The sequence below is a fragment of the Shewanella sp. JNE2 genome, assembly GCF_023159115.1.
Lineage (GTDB): Bacteria > Pseudomonadota > Gammaproteobacteria > Enterobacterales > Shewanellaceae > Shewanella > Shewanella putrefaciens.
Genome location: NZ_CP096169.1, coordinates 3,264,038 through 3,281,978 on the forward strand (window position 1 = coordinate 3,264,038; position 17,941 = coordinate 3,281,978).

A 17,941-nucleotide genomic window follows, 5' to 3' on the forward strand; every position below is an offset into this window, starting at 1 on the left:
ATTGCGTTTAACCAACACTGCCATAGTACAAAAAACACCCTAGTCATTCCATTAATTGCCTTAATTGAATGAAAAACACAATTTCTTTCACTTTCGTGAGCTTAACTTTACAAACTTTTACCCAATAAGCGTACGTTATTCACTAGAATAGCCATCATAGTGCTATCGCCCTCTTAACAGCCTTTGTGCGAGATAATCATACAAATGAAAAAAACCATTATTGCCATAACCCTGCTTGCGGTTGTTGCCACAGCAGTCAGTTTTAGTGATGTCCTTCTAGCGGCTAAACCCGAGAGCGCACCACATCTGATGCGTACCGTTCCCGTGGTGACAGGTGAAGTGGTTGAACATCCGCTGACTCAATCTATTTCGCTTATAGGCAAACTCGCGGCAGAACGCGCTGTAGTGATAGCCCCTCAAGTGACGGGGAAAATAAAACAAATCGCCGTCACATCCAACCAAGCCGTGAAAAAAGGCCAACTCTTAATCGAGCTTGATGATATGAAAGCACAGGCCGCAGTGGCCGAAGCCAACGCATACCTCAATGACGAAAAGCGTAAACTTAAAGAATTTGAAAAACTGATCAGCCGTAATGCCATTACTCAAACCGAAATTGACGCACAAAAAGCCAGTGTTGATATTGCACAAGCACGCTTAACCTCCGCCCAGGCAGATTTACATTATCACTCACTGATTGCGCCATTTGCAGGTAAAACGGGGTTAATTAATTTCAGCGAAGGTAAAATGGTCAGTGTGGGAACAGAGTTGATGACATTGGATGATTTATCCAGCATGCGCCTTGACCTGCAAGTTCCGGAGCATTATTTAGCGCAGCTCAGCATTGGTATGCCCGTCTCAGCCACAAGTCGCGCTTGGCCTGGCGAAACCTTTATGGGCAAAGTGGTGGCAATCGATCCTCGCGTAAACGAAGAAACCTTAAACCTTAAGATCCGCGTACAATTTGATAACCCTAAAGATCGCTTAAAGCCTGGCATGATGATGTCATCGACCATCACATTTCCCGCCATATCAGCACCCATAGTGCCAGTCCAAGCCTTGGAGTATTCAGGCACTAAACGCTATGTCTATGTCGTTGGCGACGACCATATTGCTAAGCGTACTGAGGTAATTTTAGGGGCGCGTATTGGCGATCAAGTGCTTATTGATAACGGTTTAAAGATTGGTGATAAAGTCGTCGTGCAGGGCTTAGTGAATATGCGCGATGGCTTAAAAATCAATGAGGTTACACTCGGTTCTAAAAATACCGATAGTTCAGAACGAGCAGCAACACCTTCAAATACTAAAGCGACGGAGACCAAATAATGTGGCTATCCGATGTTTCAGTTAAACGCCCCGTCGTTGCAATCGTATTAAGCCTATTGTTATGCGTATTCGGGTTTGTATCTTTCACTAAGCTATCGGTGCGTGAAATGCCCGATGTCGAAAGCCCAGTGGTCACCATCAGCACCAGCTATTCAGGTGCTTCTGCGGCCATTATGGAAAGCCAAATCACTAAAACTCTGGAAGATGAATTAACAGGGATCAGCGGCATAGATGAAATCACCTCTACTACACGTAATGGTAGCTCGCGCATCACGGTGAAATTCCTGCTTGGCTGGAATTTAACAGAAGGTGTAAGCGATGTCCGTGATGCGGTTGCCCGCGCCCAACGTAGGCTCCCTGAAGATGCGAAGGACCCCGTTGTATCTAAGGATAATGGTTCAGGAGAACCCTCTGTCTATGTCAATTTAAGTTCGAGTATTATGGACCGTACACAATTGACCGATTATGCCCAGCGCGTATTGGAAGATAGGTTCAGCCTGATCAGCGGTGTGAGTTCAATTAGTATTTCAGGTGGTTTATATAAGGTTATGTACGTCAAGCTCAGACCCGAGCAAATGGCAGGACGTAACGTGACCGTCACGGATATCACCAATGCATTACGTAAGGAAAACGTCGAAACACCCGGTGGGCAAGTGCGTAATGACACCACTGTCATGTCAGTGAGAACGAAACGTCTATATTACACACCAAAGGATTTTGACTACTTAGTGGTACGCACAGCCAGCGATGGCACGCCTATTTATTTAAAAGATGTCGCCGATGTCGCTGTTGGTGCACAGAATGAAAACTCGACCTTTAAGAGCGATGGTATTGTAAACCTCAGTTTAGGGATTATTACTCAGTCCGATGCCAACCCGTTAGTGGTGGCCCAAGAGGTACACAAAGAAGTCGACCGCGTACAAAATTTTCTTCCAGAAGGAACAAGCCTCGTTGTTGATTTCGATTCAACGGTGTTTATTGACCGTTCTATTAACGAAGTCTATAACACCCTGTTTGTGACGGGCGCCTTAGTCGTATTAGTGCTCTATATCTTTATTGGGCAAGCAAGGGCGACACTCATCCCTGCAGTGACGGTTCCTGTATCACTTATTTCGGCATTTATCGCTGCCAATATGTTTGGTTACTCGATTAACTTATTGACCTTAATGGCATTAATTCTCGCTATTGGCCTAGTTGTCGATGATGCCATCGTGGTGGTTGAAAACATATTCCACCATATAGAAAAAGGAGAAGAACCGCTGCTTGCGGCCTATAAAGGCACCCGTGAAGTGGGTTTTGCGGTTGTTGCCACAACGGCTGTATTAGTGATGGTCTTTCTACCTATATCATTTATGGAAGGTATGGTCGGGCTGCTATTTACCGAATTTTCGGTCATGCTTGCCGTATCGGTTATGTTCTCATCCCTTATCGCATTAACCCTCACCCCCGTCCTTAGCAGCAAATTGCTCAAAGCGAACGTAAAGCCCAATCGCTTTAATCGTTGGGTCGATAGTGGTTTTGCACGAATGGAGAAGGTGTACCGTGCTGCCGTATCAAGAGCGATTCAATTTCGTCTTATTGCCCCATTAGTGATTTTGGCTTGCATAGGTGGTAGTGCTTGGTTAATGCAACAAGTACCGTCACAACTCGCGCCACAGGAAGACCGCGGCGTGTTATACGCCTTTGTAAAGGGCGCTGAAGGTACCAGCTATAACCGTATGACAGCCAATATGGACATAGTCGAAGACAGACTCATGCCTCTACTCGGTCAAGGGGTATTGCGATCTTTTAGCGTACAAGCCCCCGCTTTTGGTGGCCGTGCAGGCGATCAAACCGGTTTTGTTATCATGCAGTTAGAGGATTGGGAACACAGAGATGTCACGGCGCAGCAAGCCCTTGGTATTATTAGCTCAGCCTTGAAAGACATTCCCGATGTGATGGTTCGCCCCATGATGCCGGGCTTTAGAGGGCAATCGAGCGAACCCGTACAATTTGTGCTTGGCGGCTCTGATTATACTGAGCTATTTAAATGGGCGCAGATCTTAAAAGAGGAAGCAAACGCGAGCCCTATGATGGAAGGCGCTGACTTAGATTATGCGGAAACCACGCCTGAGTTAATTGTGACCGTAGATAAAGAACGCGCCGCGGAACTTGGGATCAGTGTTGATGAAGTCTCGCAAACCTTAGAAGTCATGCTCGGTGGCCGCACAGAAACCACCTATGTGGATCGCGGTGAAGAATACGATGTCTATCTTCGCGGTGATGAAAACAGCTTTAATAACGTCGGAGACTTAAGCCAAATCTATATGCGCTCCGCAAAAGGTGAATTAGTCACCTTAGACACTGTGACTCATATTGAAGAAGTGGCTTCAGCGCAAAAACTCAGTCACACCAATAAGCAAAAATCAATCACGCTAAAGGCCAATATCAGTGAAGGTTATACCCTAGGTGAATCACTCGCATTTTTGGAAAATAAGGCGGTCGAATTATTACCTAAGGATATTTCCGTTGGCTACACGGGTGAATCCAAAGAATTTAAAGAAAACCAAAGTAGTATTCTGATTGTATTTGGCTTAGCGTTACTCGTAGCATATCTGGTCTTAGCGGCTCAATTTGAAAGCTTTATTAACCCATTAGTCGTGATGTTTACTGTACCTATGGGCGTGTTTGGGGGGTTCTTAGGTCTACTGATCACCAGCCAAGGTATCAATATCTACAGCCAAATTGGCATGATCATGTTGATTGGTATGGTGACTAAAAATGGTATTTTAATTGTTGAATTTGCTAACCAATTACGAGACAGAGGTTTTGAACTCGATAAAGCCATTATTGATGCATCTACACGGCGTTTACGGCCAATCTTAATGACGGCCTTCACCACACTTGTCGGTGCTATCCCCCTGATTTTCTCAACAGGTGCTGGCTCAGAAAGTCGTATTGCCGTAGGTACAGTGGTGTTCTTTGGGATGGCATTTGCCACCTTTGTCACACTATTTGTGATCCCAGCCATGTATCGATTAATCTCGGCTGCCACCCATTCACCAGGTTATGTTGAAGCAAAACTCGAAGCGGCCATTAAGGCCCAAGAATTAGCAGCGCAGGAGGCTGCCAAACAACAGGAACAAACGGCAAAAGCTTGATAACAAAACTGTGATCGAAAACTAAGAGAAACAAAACGTCAGCTCAGATGATAAAAAGCCAAGGTACAAATACCTTGGCTTTTTGATTTATGCCTGAGATGAGTTAATAACCTGCTCGGTACTGACGCGAATACAGAGCCCAGTACAGAGCAATGCCGCCAACGTAATGACGCCTCCGAGATGGTTAATCATGCCCACAAAGCCCAATCCCGCTCCGAGCAAAATATAATAAAACAGTCCAAAGAGTGCGCCAGCAGAGCCCGCATAAGCACGGTAGTTTGCCAGAGCCGAGCTGAGTATGTTCGGAATCGCGATCCCATAAGCAATCACAATCAAGAGCATAGGCGCTAAAAAGTAAACACTATTCAGTCCTATTACAGTTGATTGAAATAACCAAATACCCAATCCACCGACAAGTGCGATTGCACTGGCTAAGCGAACCAGCCAGACGCTGGTGTAGCCTCGACCTAGCAATATTCTATTAAAATAACTGCCAAGGAATGCGCCAAAGCCTAATAGTAAGCCACTAGTTCCGAAGGCAAGCGTCGATAATCCTTGCGCCTCAAACATAAATGGTGCCAGTGAGAAGTAGCTAAACCACATCAGATTAAACGCTGCCACCAAGAAGGTGTTCTTAATAATCCCGCTGTCGGTAAGCATCTTAATCGCTAACTCACCTATCGCTATTTTCTGGCTATGTGCGGGTTTGGTTTCAGGTAACGATTTTATCGACAAAAACAACAGCACTATGGCAGAAACCATAAGTGCGACAAACACACCTTGATATCCCCAATACGCACTGAGGATACTGCCCAGTAGCAATCCGATAACAGGGCTAATTCCAAGTGACATTCCCATCACAGAAAAGACTTTGGCTAATTCTTCCCCGCTATAACTGTCACGCATCATAGTTTGGGTAATCACAGAACCCACTGCTGCACCAAAGGCCGACAATACACGGGCCAGCAACAACAGACTAAAATCGTTCACCATCAAGGCTAATGCTGAGCCAATGGCATAACACACTAATCCCGCGAGCATAGCTTTGCGGCGACCAATAATGTCGGCTAAGCGGCCCCAGCAAAATACGCCTATGGCAAAGGCAATAAAGTACACAGATAAGGTTTGCGATGCGCCAGCAACCGACACGGCAAAGTTTTCTGCAATATTCGGCAATGCTGGGCTATAGATGGTTTCCATAGCTTGCGGAAATATCATTAGCAGCACAGCGAGCCCTAAAGGGGGTTTTATATTCATGATTTCAATTGAATTTTAGTAAACAAAATGAGTTGGTTTACCGAAATGTCACTCCATACTTGTCAAAGAGGACGCAGTATAGATAAAATCCAAACATGACTATTAATAATACTTAAACAAAAAACATCAAAAATAGGACAAGATGGCTTTTATTCAACCCGATCTGCAATTCAACCCCGACACCTTAGACAACCTAGTGATAGGGATTGCTGCGGATATGGGGGAGCACGATTCAGGCGCGCATCACCACAGCAAAGCTCAACTGCTTTATGCTTCTGCTGGCTGTATGAGGTTTTACTTGGCTGATACCCAAGTTGTACTACCGCCAACCCGTGCGGCTTGGCTACCCGCAGGCGTTGTACACCATGTCACCATGCGCAATGTGGCTGCCTATCGCTCACTCTACTTTGAGCCAGAAACTGTTGCGTCTTTGCCGAGTCGAGTCACGATTTTCCATGTTAATCCGTTACTCAAAGCACTCATCGACACTATGTCATTTTGGCCGTGGGACAAACCCAGACAAAGTCAACACAATGCCTTTTCCCTGCTTTGCGAAGAGTTGGAAAATGCTACGGCAGAAAATCTAGTCTTACCTCTACCGCAGGATAAGCGCTTGAAAACTTGGCTTAAGCAACTGCAACAAAAGAAACAACCTGCCAATCTTAAAAAGATGGCCATTGAAATTGGCGCCAGTGAACGCACGATTAGCCGTATTTTTAACGCACAGACGGGAATGGCTTATCAAGCATGGCGCCAGCAATGGCGTTTACTCTCCGCCATTGAACAATTAGCGGCGGGAGTATCGGTGGCGCAGGTGGGCTTTAATTTACAATTTTCCAGTGACAGTGCCTTTATCAGCTTTTTTAAGCAATATACTGGCACCACACCAGCGCAATATTTTAAATCTCCTAGTGTTTAGCGAAATATTAAATCCCCCCTCCAATACAACTCAAATGAGGCAGTTTACCCGTTTAACCAAGTGCAAACCCTCCCATTTCGCGGCCTTTAGCGACTTATTGTGTTATAGTGCAAGGACTCTTAGCCCAAATAGCAATATACAAATCCCTTGAAAAAAATCGCTTTATTTGTCGATGTGCAAAACATCTATTACACCTGCCGCGAAGCCTATGGTCGTCAATTTAATTACCGTAAATTGTGGCAACACTTAGGCTATGAAGGAGACATAGTGTTAGCTGTTGCTTATGCCATCCACAAAGGTGACGATGGGCAATTGAAATTCCAAGACGCGCTAAAGCACATTGGTTTTGAGGTAAAGTTAAAGCCGTTTATCCAACGCAGCGATGGTTCGGCCAAGGGTGACTGGGATGTCGGGATCACTATCGATATTATGGAAGCGGCGAGTGAAGTCGATACTGTAATTTTGTTGTCTGGGGATGGCGACTTCGATTTATTACTGCAAAAAATCCATCAAAAATATGGGGTTGAAACTCAAGTGTATGGCGTCCCTACCCTGACGGCAAAATCCTTAAGGGATGCAGCGTCTCAATTTCATCCGATAGATGAGGCGTTACTGCTTTAAGTTAAAAACCGTGACTGTATATTCGACATCAGCACCACAAAGCAAAAGGCCTGTTTTCACAGGCCTTTAACACGATAAACTCACATCAAAATCATAGATAGAAGCTTATGTTTTTTCATGGTGTTGGTTTGTAGAAATACCTTCTAACTGCACGACATTTTTACTGCCTCTCTTTGCCAGTGCGTAGTAGAACAGCGGCGTTAGGATAAGACCAAACACTGTTACCCCTATCATACCGGCGAATACCGCGACGCCCATGGCTTGACGCATCTCAGCACCCGCGCCAGTGGAGAACACCATTGGCACCACTCCCATAATAAAGGCGATAGAGGTCATCAAAATAGGGCGTAGACGTAATCTTGCCGCCTCTAATATCGCCTCCATAGGTGCCATACCGTGATCTTGTTTCTCCTTTGCGAACTCGACAATTAAAATCGCATTCTTTGTCGCCAGCCCCACCAGCACTATCAGACCAATCTGGGTGAAAATATTATTATCCCCACCGTAAATCAGCACACCACTAAGGGCTGAAAGCAGTGTCATTGGGATGATTAAGATAATCGCCAATGGCAGGCTTAAGCTCTCATATTGTGCCGCCAGCACCATAAACACCAGCAGGATCACCAGAGGGAACACCAATAACCCAGTATTGCCCGCTAAGATTTGCTGATAGGTCAACTCAGTCCACTCGTAGGTCATCCCTATGGGCAAGGTCTCGGCGAGGATTTTCTCAATCGCCGCCTGCGCTTGGCCTGTGCTCACACCGGGCGCTGGGCCACCGTTGATTTCAGCGGTCGTAAAACCGTTATAGTGCATCACACGATCGGGCCCCGCACTCTGGCTCACATTGATAAAGGAGCCTAGTGGGATCATATCGCCATTCACGTTCGGCACCTTTAACTGACTTATCTGCTGCGGGCTTTGACGGAACGCCTCGTCGGCTTGCATATTCACCTGATAGGTTCGGCCAAAACGATTGAAATCGTTGACATAGGTTGAACCCATATAGGTTTGTAATGTCTGGAAAATTTGATCGAGCGACACTGCCTGCTGTTTCGCTTTAGTCCGATCGATATCCAATTCAAGTTGTGGCACGTTCACTTGATAACTGGAAAATATCCCCGCTAATTGTGGATCGGCCCACGCCTTGTACATCACTTGTTGGGTCACCTGATACAAGGCCTCATAACCAAGGTTGGCTCTGTCTTGAATTTGCAAACGGAACCCTCCTATAGTGCCGAGGCCTTGCACAGGTGGCGGCGGGAAGATGGCAATAAACGCATCCTGAATGTCAGCAAATTGCTGATTCAGCTGTCCTGCAATGGCATTCGCCGACAGTTCAGGACTCTTACGTAACTCAAAATCATCGAGTGCGACAAACACCACGCCTGAGTTAGGACTATTAGTAAAACCGTTGATGCTAAGGCCTGGGAAGGCAATCGAGTGCGCGACTCCGGGGTGATTTAGCGCAATCTCAGACATTTTCTTGATCACTGTATCGGTACGTTCAAGGGATGCGGCATCGGGCAACTGAGCAAAGGCCACTAAATACTGTTTATCTTGGCCGGGCACATAACCCGTTGGTGTATTAGCAAATTGCACTCCCGTTAACGCCACCATGCCTAAATACACTAGGCCAATAATGCCGCCAAAACGGATCACCTTACGCACTAAGTAGCCATAACCATCGGATGCACGGTTAAATAAACGATTAAAAGGCACAAATAACCAAGCACCAAACAACTTATCCATTAGACGGGTTAAGCCGTCCTTAGGTGCATCATGACTCTTGAGTAACAGCGCCGATAATGCCGGACTCAAAGTGAGTGAGTTAATCGCTGAGATAAAGGTCGAGATAGTAATAGTCAAGGCAAACTGTTTATAGAACTGCCCGGTTAAACCGCTCATAAAGGCCGTTGGAATAAACACCGCCGCCAGCACTAAGGTGGTTGCCACAATCGGGCCAGTCACTTCCTTCATCGCCTTTTGCGTTGCCGCAACAGGGCTTAACCCTGCGGCAATATTACGCTCAACGTTTTCCACCACGACGATGGCATCATCAACCACGATACCGATGGCGAGCACCAGCCCAAATAGCGACAAGGCATTTAACGAGAAACCGAGCAGATGCATAAAGGCAAAGGTACCCACCAAAGACACAGGCACAGCCACCAGCGGAATAATCGAGGCACGCCAAGTTTGCAGGAATAGCACCACCACTAACACCACCAGCAGCACGGCTTCGAGCAGGGTTTTTACCACGGCTTCAATCGAGCCACGCACGAAGACTGTAGGGTCGTACACAATCTCGTATTGCAGTCCTTCAGGGAAGGACTTGGCGAGTCTGGCCATTTCTGCGCGCACATCGTCGGAAATCTGAATCGCATTCGAGCCCGATGCTTGGAATACCGGAATCGCCACCGCATCCTTATTATCCAGCAATGAACGCAGCGCATAGCTCGTTGCCCCGAGTTCCACCCGCGCCACATCCTTAAGGCGGATCACCTCAGCGTTTTGACCAACTTTGATGATAATATCTTCAAATTCAGACAGTTCAGTTAAACGGCCTTTCACGTTAATCAAAAGTTGAAAGTCAGCACTGCCACTGGGCTGTGCGCCTAAACTGCCCGCTGCCGCCTGTTGGTTTTGCTCACGCACAGCGGCAATAATGTCCGCAGGCGATAAACCCAGCGCCGAGACTTTATTCGGATCGAGCCAAATTCTCAGGCTGTATTCGCCGGCGCCAAACAAACGTACCGCACCCACGCCTTTAATGCGTGCCAACTCATCTTTTACATTTAGCGCCGCATAGTTAGACAGGTACAACATGTCGTAACGGTTATCCGGCGATAACAAATGCACCACCATGGTTAAGTCTGGCGATGATTTTTCAGTAACAATACCAAGACGTTGTACCTCCTGAGGCAAACGTGGCATAGCCCTATCCACTCGGCTCTGCACTTGGGTTTGTGCCCTATCGACATCGGTGCCAATGGCAAAAGTGATGGTTAAGGTCATCCGTCCATCAGAGGTCGCCTGGGATGACATATACAACATATCTTCGACGCCGTTGATTTCTTGCTCTAGGGGCGAGGCAACCGTTTCGGCAATCACTTTAGGGTTAGCGCCAGGGTAGTTTGCGGTGACCACTACCGTTGGCGGTACCACCTCTGGATATTCGGTAATAGGCAACTGCCAAACGGCAATCGCCCCAGTGATAAGAAACAGCAATGACAGCACGGCTGCAAATATCGGTCTTTTAATGAAAAATTGCGACAACATAGTGTGTTATTCCTTAACCGCGGCTCGCCGTTTCAACCGCTTGCGCCGTCAAATGATCTTGGTTTTTATCGAGCATTAACTGGGCTTGGCGCAATGCTTCGAGTTTCTCGCTGTCGACCATATCCACCATATTTGGCTCAATTTGCATCTTAGGGCGAACACGCTGCATACCGTTGACGACGATCTTGTCTTCAGCAGCTAAACCTTGAGTTACGATACGAAGCCCTTGAACTTTCTCACCTAAGGTCACGCCACGATATTCGACCGTGCCATCATCACCGACGACCAGCACAAACTTATTATTGAGATCTGTGCCAACGGCTTTATCGTCGATCAAGATCCCCTCATAGGCGCCGCTGCCCGCGGTGCGAAGACGCGCAAACAAGCCAGGCAATAATCTATTGTCTTCATTGTCAAAAGTGGCTCTAACTCGAATTGTGCCCGTCTGCTTATCCATCGCATTGTCAACAAAGTCGACCATGCCAATATGGTGATAATCGCGCTCATTGGCTAAAGCCATATACACGGGGTTATCACCAGCACGAGGATCGTTACGTTTCTTCTCGGCTGTTAGCTTTACGTATTTAAGGTAGGTTTGTTCATCCACATCGAAATAGGCATACATGCTGGCCGTAGAAACCAAGCTGGTTAGCACACTCTGCCCTGCAGTGACATAGTTACCCGTTGTGACGTTGGCGTAGGACACGCGGCCATCAATCGGCGCTTGCACTTGGGTATAAGCTAAATCAAGCTCGGCGCGCATGAGTGCTGCTTTCACCGACGCAACCGCCGCCGCAGTTTGGCGCTTGTTTGACTCACGGGTATCGAGTAATTCTGCAGAAACTGCCTTTTGATCAAATAACTTACGGGCACGCTCCAAATCATTAGTGGCCAGTTGCTCAGCAGAAATAGCGCTAGCAAGATCCGCTTTTAACCGGGCCACTTCCACTTCAAACACGCTTGGATCGATGCGAAAGAGTACGTCACCTTTCTTCACTAAGGCGCCTTCTTTAAAATTTACTGATTCAATGTAACCAGATACTCGTGGGATAAGGGTGACACTTTCTGGTGCCTGTAAACGGCCAGTAAACTCATCCCATTCGGTAACTCGCTCATGCAATACTTGAGCAACATCCACCTTAGGTGCAGTCGGTGCAGGCCCCTGCTGCGTTGTTTGCTCACCACAAGCTGAAAGGACGAAAGCCGCCACCGCCGTTAACATCATTATTCGTAAAGGTTTGTTACTCATCATATTACTATCCTCAAGGTGGCGGGCATTTCACGCTGTTCGAACCACACACATGCCGCTGTGTTACAAACCAAACCGATTAAATACCGACTGGTAAAAAATATTCTGTACTGAACGGTAATATATAGCGTAAAATGACTCTGTCAACAAATTTATGTACCGACTGGTATTAAATTAAAAATACGCATTTACATTACATCTGCAATATTCCATTAGGCAGAAATCCATACATTTGATCCTCAAAGTCTTTTATGAATATTGAAGCGAAACCAACTGATATGGAGTGAATGCAAGACTCAGGTGACACCTTGGATGACTCAGTAAACAACTCTTCTTAGTCAGTCATCTGTCAGTAAGTGTGGCTGGACATGGGCCAAACCCATGTCTATCCTAGGGGCAATTGAGAATGGAGGAGCCTAATGATGTCAACCGTCACCCAGACGCCCTGTGTAGGTCGCCCACGAGCTTTTGACACTGAAGATGCATTAGCTAAAGCCTTAGAAGTCTTCTGGCGCAAAGGCTTTGAAGGTACATCGTTAACCGATCTCACCCAAGCGATGGGCATAAATAAACCGAGTCTTTATGCCGCCTTCGGCAATAAAGAACAGTTATTTCTCAAAGCAATAGAGTTATATGAACAGCGTCCCTGTGCATTTTTCTATCCGGCACTGGAAAAAGAGACCGCCTATCTGGTCGTCGAGTCCATGCTACTCGGTGCCGCTGATTCTTTGGTGGATAAAAGCCATCCTCAGGGATGTTTGATTGTCCAAGGCGCTCTCACCTGTAGTGAAGCAGGGCAAGCTATCAAGGATACGTTAATTAACCGACGCCGCGACGGTGAAATCGCCCTGTGCGAACGGCTGCAACGCGCCAAAGATGAAGGGGATTTACCCGCGGATGCTGATCCGCTCTTGCTTGCACGTTACATAGGCACGGTATTACAAGGCATGGCCGTACAAGCGACCAATGGAATTTGCCCAAATGAACTGCGTCAGGTAGCAGAGTTGACACTCGCTAACTTTCCACGGAATCACATCAATCATAATGATAAAGACGCTACTTGAGCTTAACGGATTCAGAGCCATTGCTAGAACACCATCCCCTCTGCCTTTGCAGAGGGGATTTTCCACGACTTTTTAGTCTCTAACCGCATGGGTGACAAGTGTGGGACGTAATAGATTGTCATGCACTGGGCAACGATTACACACAATATCTAAAAACTCTCGTTTCTGATCTTCTGAAAGATCAGCATCAATACTGGCGTTAATGGTAATGTCTTTAAAGCCCACAGGATCTTCCGAAGGCTGGCCTAGTAAACCTGCAGAGTTCATTAGGGCACGCACATTCACATCAAACTGACGTAACTCAATATGCCTTTCCCGCGCCACCATCTTGGCAATCGCAGAAATACAACCTCCCAATGAAAACAGAAAGGTCTCTAAGGGATTTGCTCCTTCATTAGTCGCACTCGGTTGATCTATCACTAAAAGATGCTCACGAACCTGCGCGGTGACTTTCCAACCGCTTGCCATATGGGTGGTGACTTCTACGACTTTATCTGGCATTGCAAAACACTCCATTAGATTTTATTCAATCAGATTATACTAATAATTGATTTAATTAAAATCATCCGCAGAGATCACAAACTCATGAGAAATTTTTTATTAGCCATACATTTCACAAAATAAATATACCGCCCTAATATCATTAGCCTACCTATAAACAGTTATGTTATAAACGCCCTATCTTGAGCAAAGTAAAATGGATGCAAAATGCGGATAGGGAGTAACGTCAGTATGAAAATACAGCGAGCATATAATTTGCGCTTTTCATTTATACTCGCCGCCGTTTTGCTATCTCTTACTCACTTTTATGGTATAGCAATGGCTCAAGAAACAGATGCCATACCCCTAGTCGCTCAAGACAAGACTATTATCTTAGCCGCCGAAGATAGCTGGCCTCCTTTTGCTAATCAGTTTGGTCAAGGTATTTCCCATCGCTTAATCAAAGCCGCTTTTAAACAATCTCAAATTGAAATTAATAGCTTAGTCGTTCCCTATACCCGCGCCTTAATGATGGCAGAGAAAGGTGATGTAGATGGTGTGTTCAATGTCACCCGCGAAGCGAGCACTGAACAACGTTTTGTTTTTGGACAGTTCCCTTTATTTGTTGCAACAGCCTCTTTTTATCAAAAGAAACAAAAATCAATTCTGGCAGACAATAAATGGGCTCTCCCTAGAGGTACAGTTGTTGGGATCGTTAAAAGCTATGAATATGGCGATGATTTTCCTGCGCTCGTTAAACAACAACAGCTTAATATTGTTGCTGTAGCCAACCAACTACAACTCATTAATTTACTATTAATTGGTCGTATAGATACCGCATTGATGTTCGATTTAGTCGCGAAGGATAACCTTCAGACAATGGGCGTTGATGATGAAATCATTCCGATATTTGCTAATCACAGCAGTAATATTTATCTGGCTTTCTCAAAGGAAAATCCACAGGCACATACCCTAGCAAGCCAACTTGATGCTGGTTTATCCCAACTCAAAGCCACTGGCCAGTATGAAAAACTATTCTCATTGAGTCCTATCGCTGCGAGCGAATAATTTCTTGATTCACCCAATATAACAACTGCTTGATAGCTTTCGACAAGATCTGATTTTGACGCACAATATAACCTAAACTCGTTGTAGGGAATTGCGGCAAAGGGGTGACTTTCGTGGTCAAATTCGCTTTCGTATATACAGAAAACTCTGGCACTATCGCTACCCCAAATCCCGCCTCTGCCCAATCGATTTGTGCGTCTACACTGCCAACTTCCATAATCCTATAATTGGGTAAGTTCAAGGAAGGTAGCGCAGGGTCCAATAACTCGCGGGTTCGCGTATCATGGCCTAATAAAATCAAGGTCGGTTGCTCGGCTAAGGGTGTATCCACGGACAGTTTTGTTTGCTGCCATTGCTGCAAATGGTCACCGATTGCGCACCATTTAATCTGTTGTAATTCAGTAAAATGCAGTGGTTGACTCTCCTTTTGCGCGATCACAAAGCCTAAATCGGCTTCGGCATTGGTCACTAACTCAGAGGCCTGTGAAGACGTGGTATTAAGCAGTGAAAAGTCAATTCCTGGGAACTCCGCCTTAAAGAGCTGAAACGGTTGGATCAAGAGTAACCGCGAGATAATATCGCTCGCTGCTATGGTGAGAGTGCCTTGGCTAAGATCGTTAATTGCATTCAAATCCGCTTGGCAAATTTGTAATTCCATCAGAGTTTTTTGGCTGCTTTCTAACAGACGAAACCCCGCCTGTGTCAATCGAAAGGGATTACGGTCAATCAACTTTACCCGAGTGGTTTGCTCTAACTGCTTAATATGCAAGCTAACATTGGGCTGAGTCATATGTAGCACAGCGGCTGCCTTACCAAAATGCTTACATTCAGCCAAAGTGACAAAAGTCTTTAACCAATGAAGATCGAGCATTGCACCACCATCCCGACAGAAATAGAGTTAATTATCGCCAATTATATATGAAATTCTTATCAGCACGATAACTATAATTAATTTCTCTTATTCCTACTGAAGGTCTAGCATAACCGCTTAATCAATGAGGAGATGTTGTTATGCCGTCGATCGTGGTTGTGGGTGCAAATTGGGGTGATGAAGGCAAAGGCCGCATCGTAGATTATTTAGCTGCGGATGCCGCTGCCAGTATTCGCTTTCAAGGCGGTAACAACGCCGGACATACCGTCGTCAACGACTACGGCACCTTTAAATTACACCAATTACCGAGTGGCATTTTCAACCCTAACTGCATTGCAGTATTAGGCCCAGGCATGGTGATCAGCCCTGAAAAACTCAGTGTAGAAATTGCTGAAGTACAAGCGACAGGTGTTGAAGTCAAACTGTGCATTTCTGACCGTGCTACTCTGTGCTTACCATTGCATGCATTAGAAGATACCTTAGAAGAACAACGTCTTGGCGATCTCGCCTATGGTTCAACCCGTCAAGGGATTGCACCAGCCTATGGCGATCGCGTGATGAAAAAAGGCATTTTAGTCGGCTGGTTAAACCAACCTGAAGTGCTGCAAGAGCGCATTCAATTTATGCTCGACTGGAAATTGCCACAGTTAAAGGCACTTTATCCAAGCTGCGATTTTAATCAAACCGCCGCAGAAATGACCGCATGGTTATTAGACGTGACAGCCCCTTGGCGTCCGTTTATTTGTAACGTGACTGAGCCATTAAAAGCATTACAAAAACAAGATGCTAGCTTACTGTTTGAAGCACAATTAGGGGCTGGCCGTGACTTAGTCTACGGCGAATATCCTTACACTACGTCTTCAAACGTGACGGCAGCTTACGCGGGTATCGGCAGCGGTTTACCCGCACTGCGTCCTGAGCGTGTAATTGCTGTCGCGAAAGCCTTTAGTTCATCTGTGGGTACTGGCACTTTAGTGACCGCAATGGAAGAGCAAGACGCCTTCCGCGAAAATGCCAACGAGTTTGGTGCAACAACAGGCCGTCCACGTGATATGGGTTACTTTGACGCTGTTGCCACCCGTAATGGAGTTGAACTACAAGCGGCAACCGAAATCGCCCTGACGAAGATTGATTGTCTTTCTGGTATGAAAGATCTAAAAATCTGTGTTGCCTATGAAGGTGAACACACTGAGAACCCAATTTGGCCACAAACTGCGGCGTTAAGCCCAGTGTATGAACAAATGCCATGCTGGAACGAAGATATTACCGGTTGTCGTACTTTCGAAAGCCTGCCTGTCGCCGCACAACACTATGTTGAACGTATTGAAGAGTTAATGGGTGTGCGCGTCAGTATGGTTTCTGTAGGACCTGAGCGTGATCAAATGATCATTCGCTAGTCGAGCGTTTACCCTACAAAAAAGCCATATTCGCCTCGGTGAATATGGCTTTTTACTTTTATAGCATTCACCATTCAAAAATCACTCAATACGTTGGTAGCAACTATGTGAATCCCTGATATTCAAATATCACCGCTAAATGAAATGGCATTACTCTTCAAATACATACTTATCCATCATACCGACTAAACGGCCAATTTCGGGTTTAGTGATAGTATCATTTGCCCCTAATGAGATAGCTTTAATACGGTTATCTTCACTCATAAGAGATGAAAACATCACAATCGGCATTTGTCGGTACGCCTTAGATTCTCTTAAGCGTTTCACCAAATGCATGCCATCCATGCGAGGCATCTCAACATCCGTAATAATGGCGCTGACAAAATCAGAAATAGAAGCATTATCTTGATCAGCAAGGGTCTCAAATTCCATTAGCATTTCAAGGGCATCACCACCATCTTTGGCTGTGATAATGTTGTAACCTGCGCTGCGAAGGGTATTTTCGATCATCTTACGAATAAAAGCGGAATCATCGACAATTAAAATCGTTTTTGCTTCACGTTTTGCCAGCATTTTGTCATTAATCACGACACTCCTATCGAGCGTGACATCGTACTTATCCATACTCAGTTCAGGATTAATGTCGGCAATAATTTTCTCAAAATCCAAGATCATAATGAGCATGCCATCACGACGAACTACGGCAACGACACAATCATTTTCACCGGCTTCTAAAAATTGACTCGGTGATTCAACCTGCTCCCACGACACTCGATGAATACTACGAACGCTATCAATTAAAAAACCATTAATCATTTTATTAAAATCGGTAACAATAACGACTTTATGACTTAAATCCGCAGGGGTTGGTATCCCTAACCAACCAGCAAGATCGACTAAAGGGATCAGCTTTTCTCGCAGCGAAAACACCCCAACCATATGCCGCTGGGCATTGGGGTAATCTGAGGTTTCGGGCACCCTAATCACTTCTCTCACTTTGGCGACATTAATACCGTAATGACACACTTTATGCCCACCGTTAGGCAGGACTTTATGCAGATGAAACTCAATAATTTCGAGTTCATTAGTGCCACTTTCAGTCAATATTTCTGATTTTTTAATTTCGTTCATATCAAACTCTCAACCTAGCTAATCAACATGATAAAGATGTTTAATGATCAGTATAGGAAGGGATTTATACATTAGGCATGATAGTGTGACTTTTCGGTGATTTTACTTACTGATAAAGGTGATAAATATAGGTGACTGG

The 17,941-nt window shown here is 45.6% G+C and carries 13 protein-coding genes; 7 read left to right on the top strand and 6 right to left on the bottom strand.

The annotated features are described in order from the left end of the window. Positions 1–204 precede the first annotated feature (204 nt). Positions 205–1,323 carry an efflux RND transporter periplasmic adaptor subunit gene (locus MZ182_RS14630; RefSeq protein WP_011788577.1) on the top strand — a complete coding sequence of 373 codons (1,119 nt, stop codon included), beginning with the start codon at positions 205–207 and terminating at the stop codon, positions 1,321–1,323. After that, positions 1,323–4,463 (top strand): multidrug efflux RND transporter permease subunit, encoded by a 3,141-nt coding sequence (locus tag MZ182_RS14635; protein WP_014611087.1) that lies wholly within the window; start codon positions 1,323–1,325, stop codon positions 4,461–4,463. The genes MZ182_RS14630 and MZ182_RS14635 overlap by 1 nt, the downstream gene beginning before the upstream one ends. Before the next feature lie 87 nt (positions 4,464–4,550). Here MZ182_RS14635 and MZ182_RS14640 read toward each other — a convergent pair whose 3' ends face one another. Further along, positions 4,551–5,720, bottom strand: a complete 1,170-nt coding sequence (locus MZ182_RS14640) for a multidrug effflux MFS transporter (protein WP_115017549.1) — start codon at positions 5,718–5,720, stop codon at positions 4,551–4,553. A gap of 142 nt (positions 5,721–5,862) precedes the next feature. Between MZ182_RS14640 and MZ182_RS14645 the strand changes: the two genes are divergently transcribed. Together MZ182_RS14645 and MZ182_RS14650 are read left to right on the top strand one after the other, a co-directional pair. Next, the gene (locus tag MZ182_RS14645; RefSeq protein ID WP_011788574.1) at positions 5,863–6,639 is read left to right on the top strand and encodes an AraC family transcriptional regulator; all 777 of its coding nucleotides are present in this window, start codon (positions 5,863–5,865) and stop codon (positions 6,637–6,639) included. Between the two features lie 147 nt (positions 6,640–6,786). Then, complete coding sequence (locus MZ182_RS14650) at positions 6,787–7,260, top strand: NYN domain-containing protein (protein WP_011919722.1); 474 nt, start codon at positions 6,787–6,789, stop codon at positions 7,258–7,260. Positions 7,261–7,365: 105 nt separating this feature from the next. Here the strand turns inward: MZ182_RS14650 and MZ182_RS14655 are convergent, their stop codons facing one another. Together MZ182_RS14655 and MZ182_RS14660 are read right to left on the bottom strand one after the other, a co-directional pair. Beyond that, positions 7,366–10,542, bottom strand: coding sequence for an efflux RND transporter permease subunit (locus MZ182_RS14655; protein ID WP_248065766.1), 3,177 nt, complete (start codon positions 10,540–10,542; stop codon positions 7,366–7,368). Between the two features lie 13 nt (positions 10,543–10,555). Beyond that, positions 10,556–11,794 carry an efflux RND transporter periplasmic adaptor subunit gene (locus MZ182_RS14660; protein ID WP_011788571.1) on the bottom strand — a complete coding sequence of 413 codons (1,239 nt, stop codon included), beginning with the start codon at positions 11,792–11,794 and terminating at the stop codon, positions 10,556–10,558. A gap of 416 nt (positions 11,795–12,210) precedes the next feature. Between MZ182_RS14660 and MZ182_RS14665 the strand changes: the two genes are divergently transcribed. Further along, complete coding sequence (locus tag MZ182_RS14665; RefSeq protein ID WP_011919724.1) at positions 12,211–12,855, top strand: TetR/AcrR family transcriptional regulator; 645 nt, start codon at positions 12,211–12,213, stop codon at positions 12,853–12,855. A gap of 72 nt (positions 12,856–12,927) precedes the next feature. Here MZ182_RS14665 and MZ182_RS14670 read toward each other — a convergent pair whose 3' ends face one another. Next, positions 12,928–13,356 (bottom strand): OsmC family protein, encoded by a 429-nt coding sequence (locus tag MZ182_RS14670; protein ID WP_248065765.1) that lies wholly within the window; start codon positions 13,354–13,356, stop codon positions 12,928–12,930. Positions 13,357–13,563: 207 nt separating this feature from the next. On the opposite strand from MZ182_RS14670, the gene MZ182_RS14675 reads away from it, so the two are divergent. Next, the gene (locus tag MZ182_RS14675; RefSeq protein WP_041420581.1) at positions 13,564–14,403 is read left to right on the top strand and encodes a substrate-binding periplasmic protein; all 840 of its coding nucleotides are present in this window, start codon (positions 13,564–13,566) and stop codon (positions 14,401–14,403) included. On the opposite strand, the gene MZ182_RS14680 is transcribed toward MZ182_RS14675, so the two are convergent. After that, positions 14,384–15,274: a LysR family transcriptional regulator gene (locus tag MZ182_RS14680; RefSeq protein ID WP_011788567.1), complete on the bottom strand. Its 891-nt coding sequence runs from the start codon at positions 15,272–15,274 to the stop codon at positions 14,384–14,386. The genes MZ182_RS14675 and MZ182_RS14680 overlap by 20 nt on opposite strands. Positions 15,275–15,414: 140 nt before the next feature. Here MZ182_RS14680 and MZ182_RS14685 point away from each other — a divergent pair, with 140 nt between their 5' ends. Then, on the top strand, positions 15,415–16,671 hold the full coding sequence (locus MZ182_RS14685) for an adenylosuccinate synthase (RefSeq protein ID WP_011788566.1): 1,257 nt from the start codon (positions 15,415–15,417) through the stop codon (positions 16,669–16,671). Positions 16,672–16,821: 150 nt separating this feature from the next. On the opposite strand, the gene MZ182_RS14690 is transcribed toward MZ182_RS14685, so the two are convergent. Next, on the bottom strand, positions 16,822–17,802 hold the full coding sequence (locus tag MZ182_RS14690) for a chemotaxis protein (RefSeq protein WP_011919726.1): 981 nt from the start codon (positions 17,800–17,802) through the stop codon (positions 16,822–16,824). Positions 17,803–17,941 lie beyond the last annotated feature (139 nt).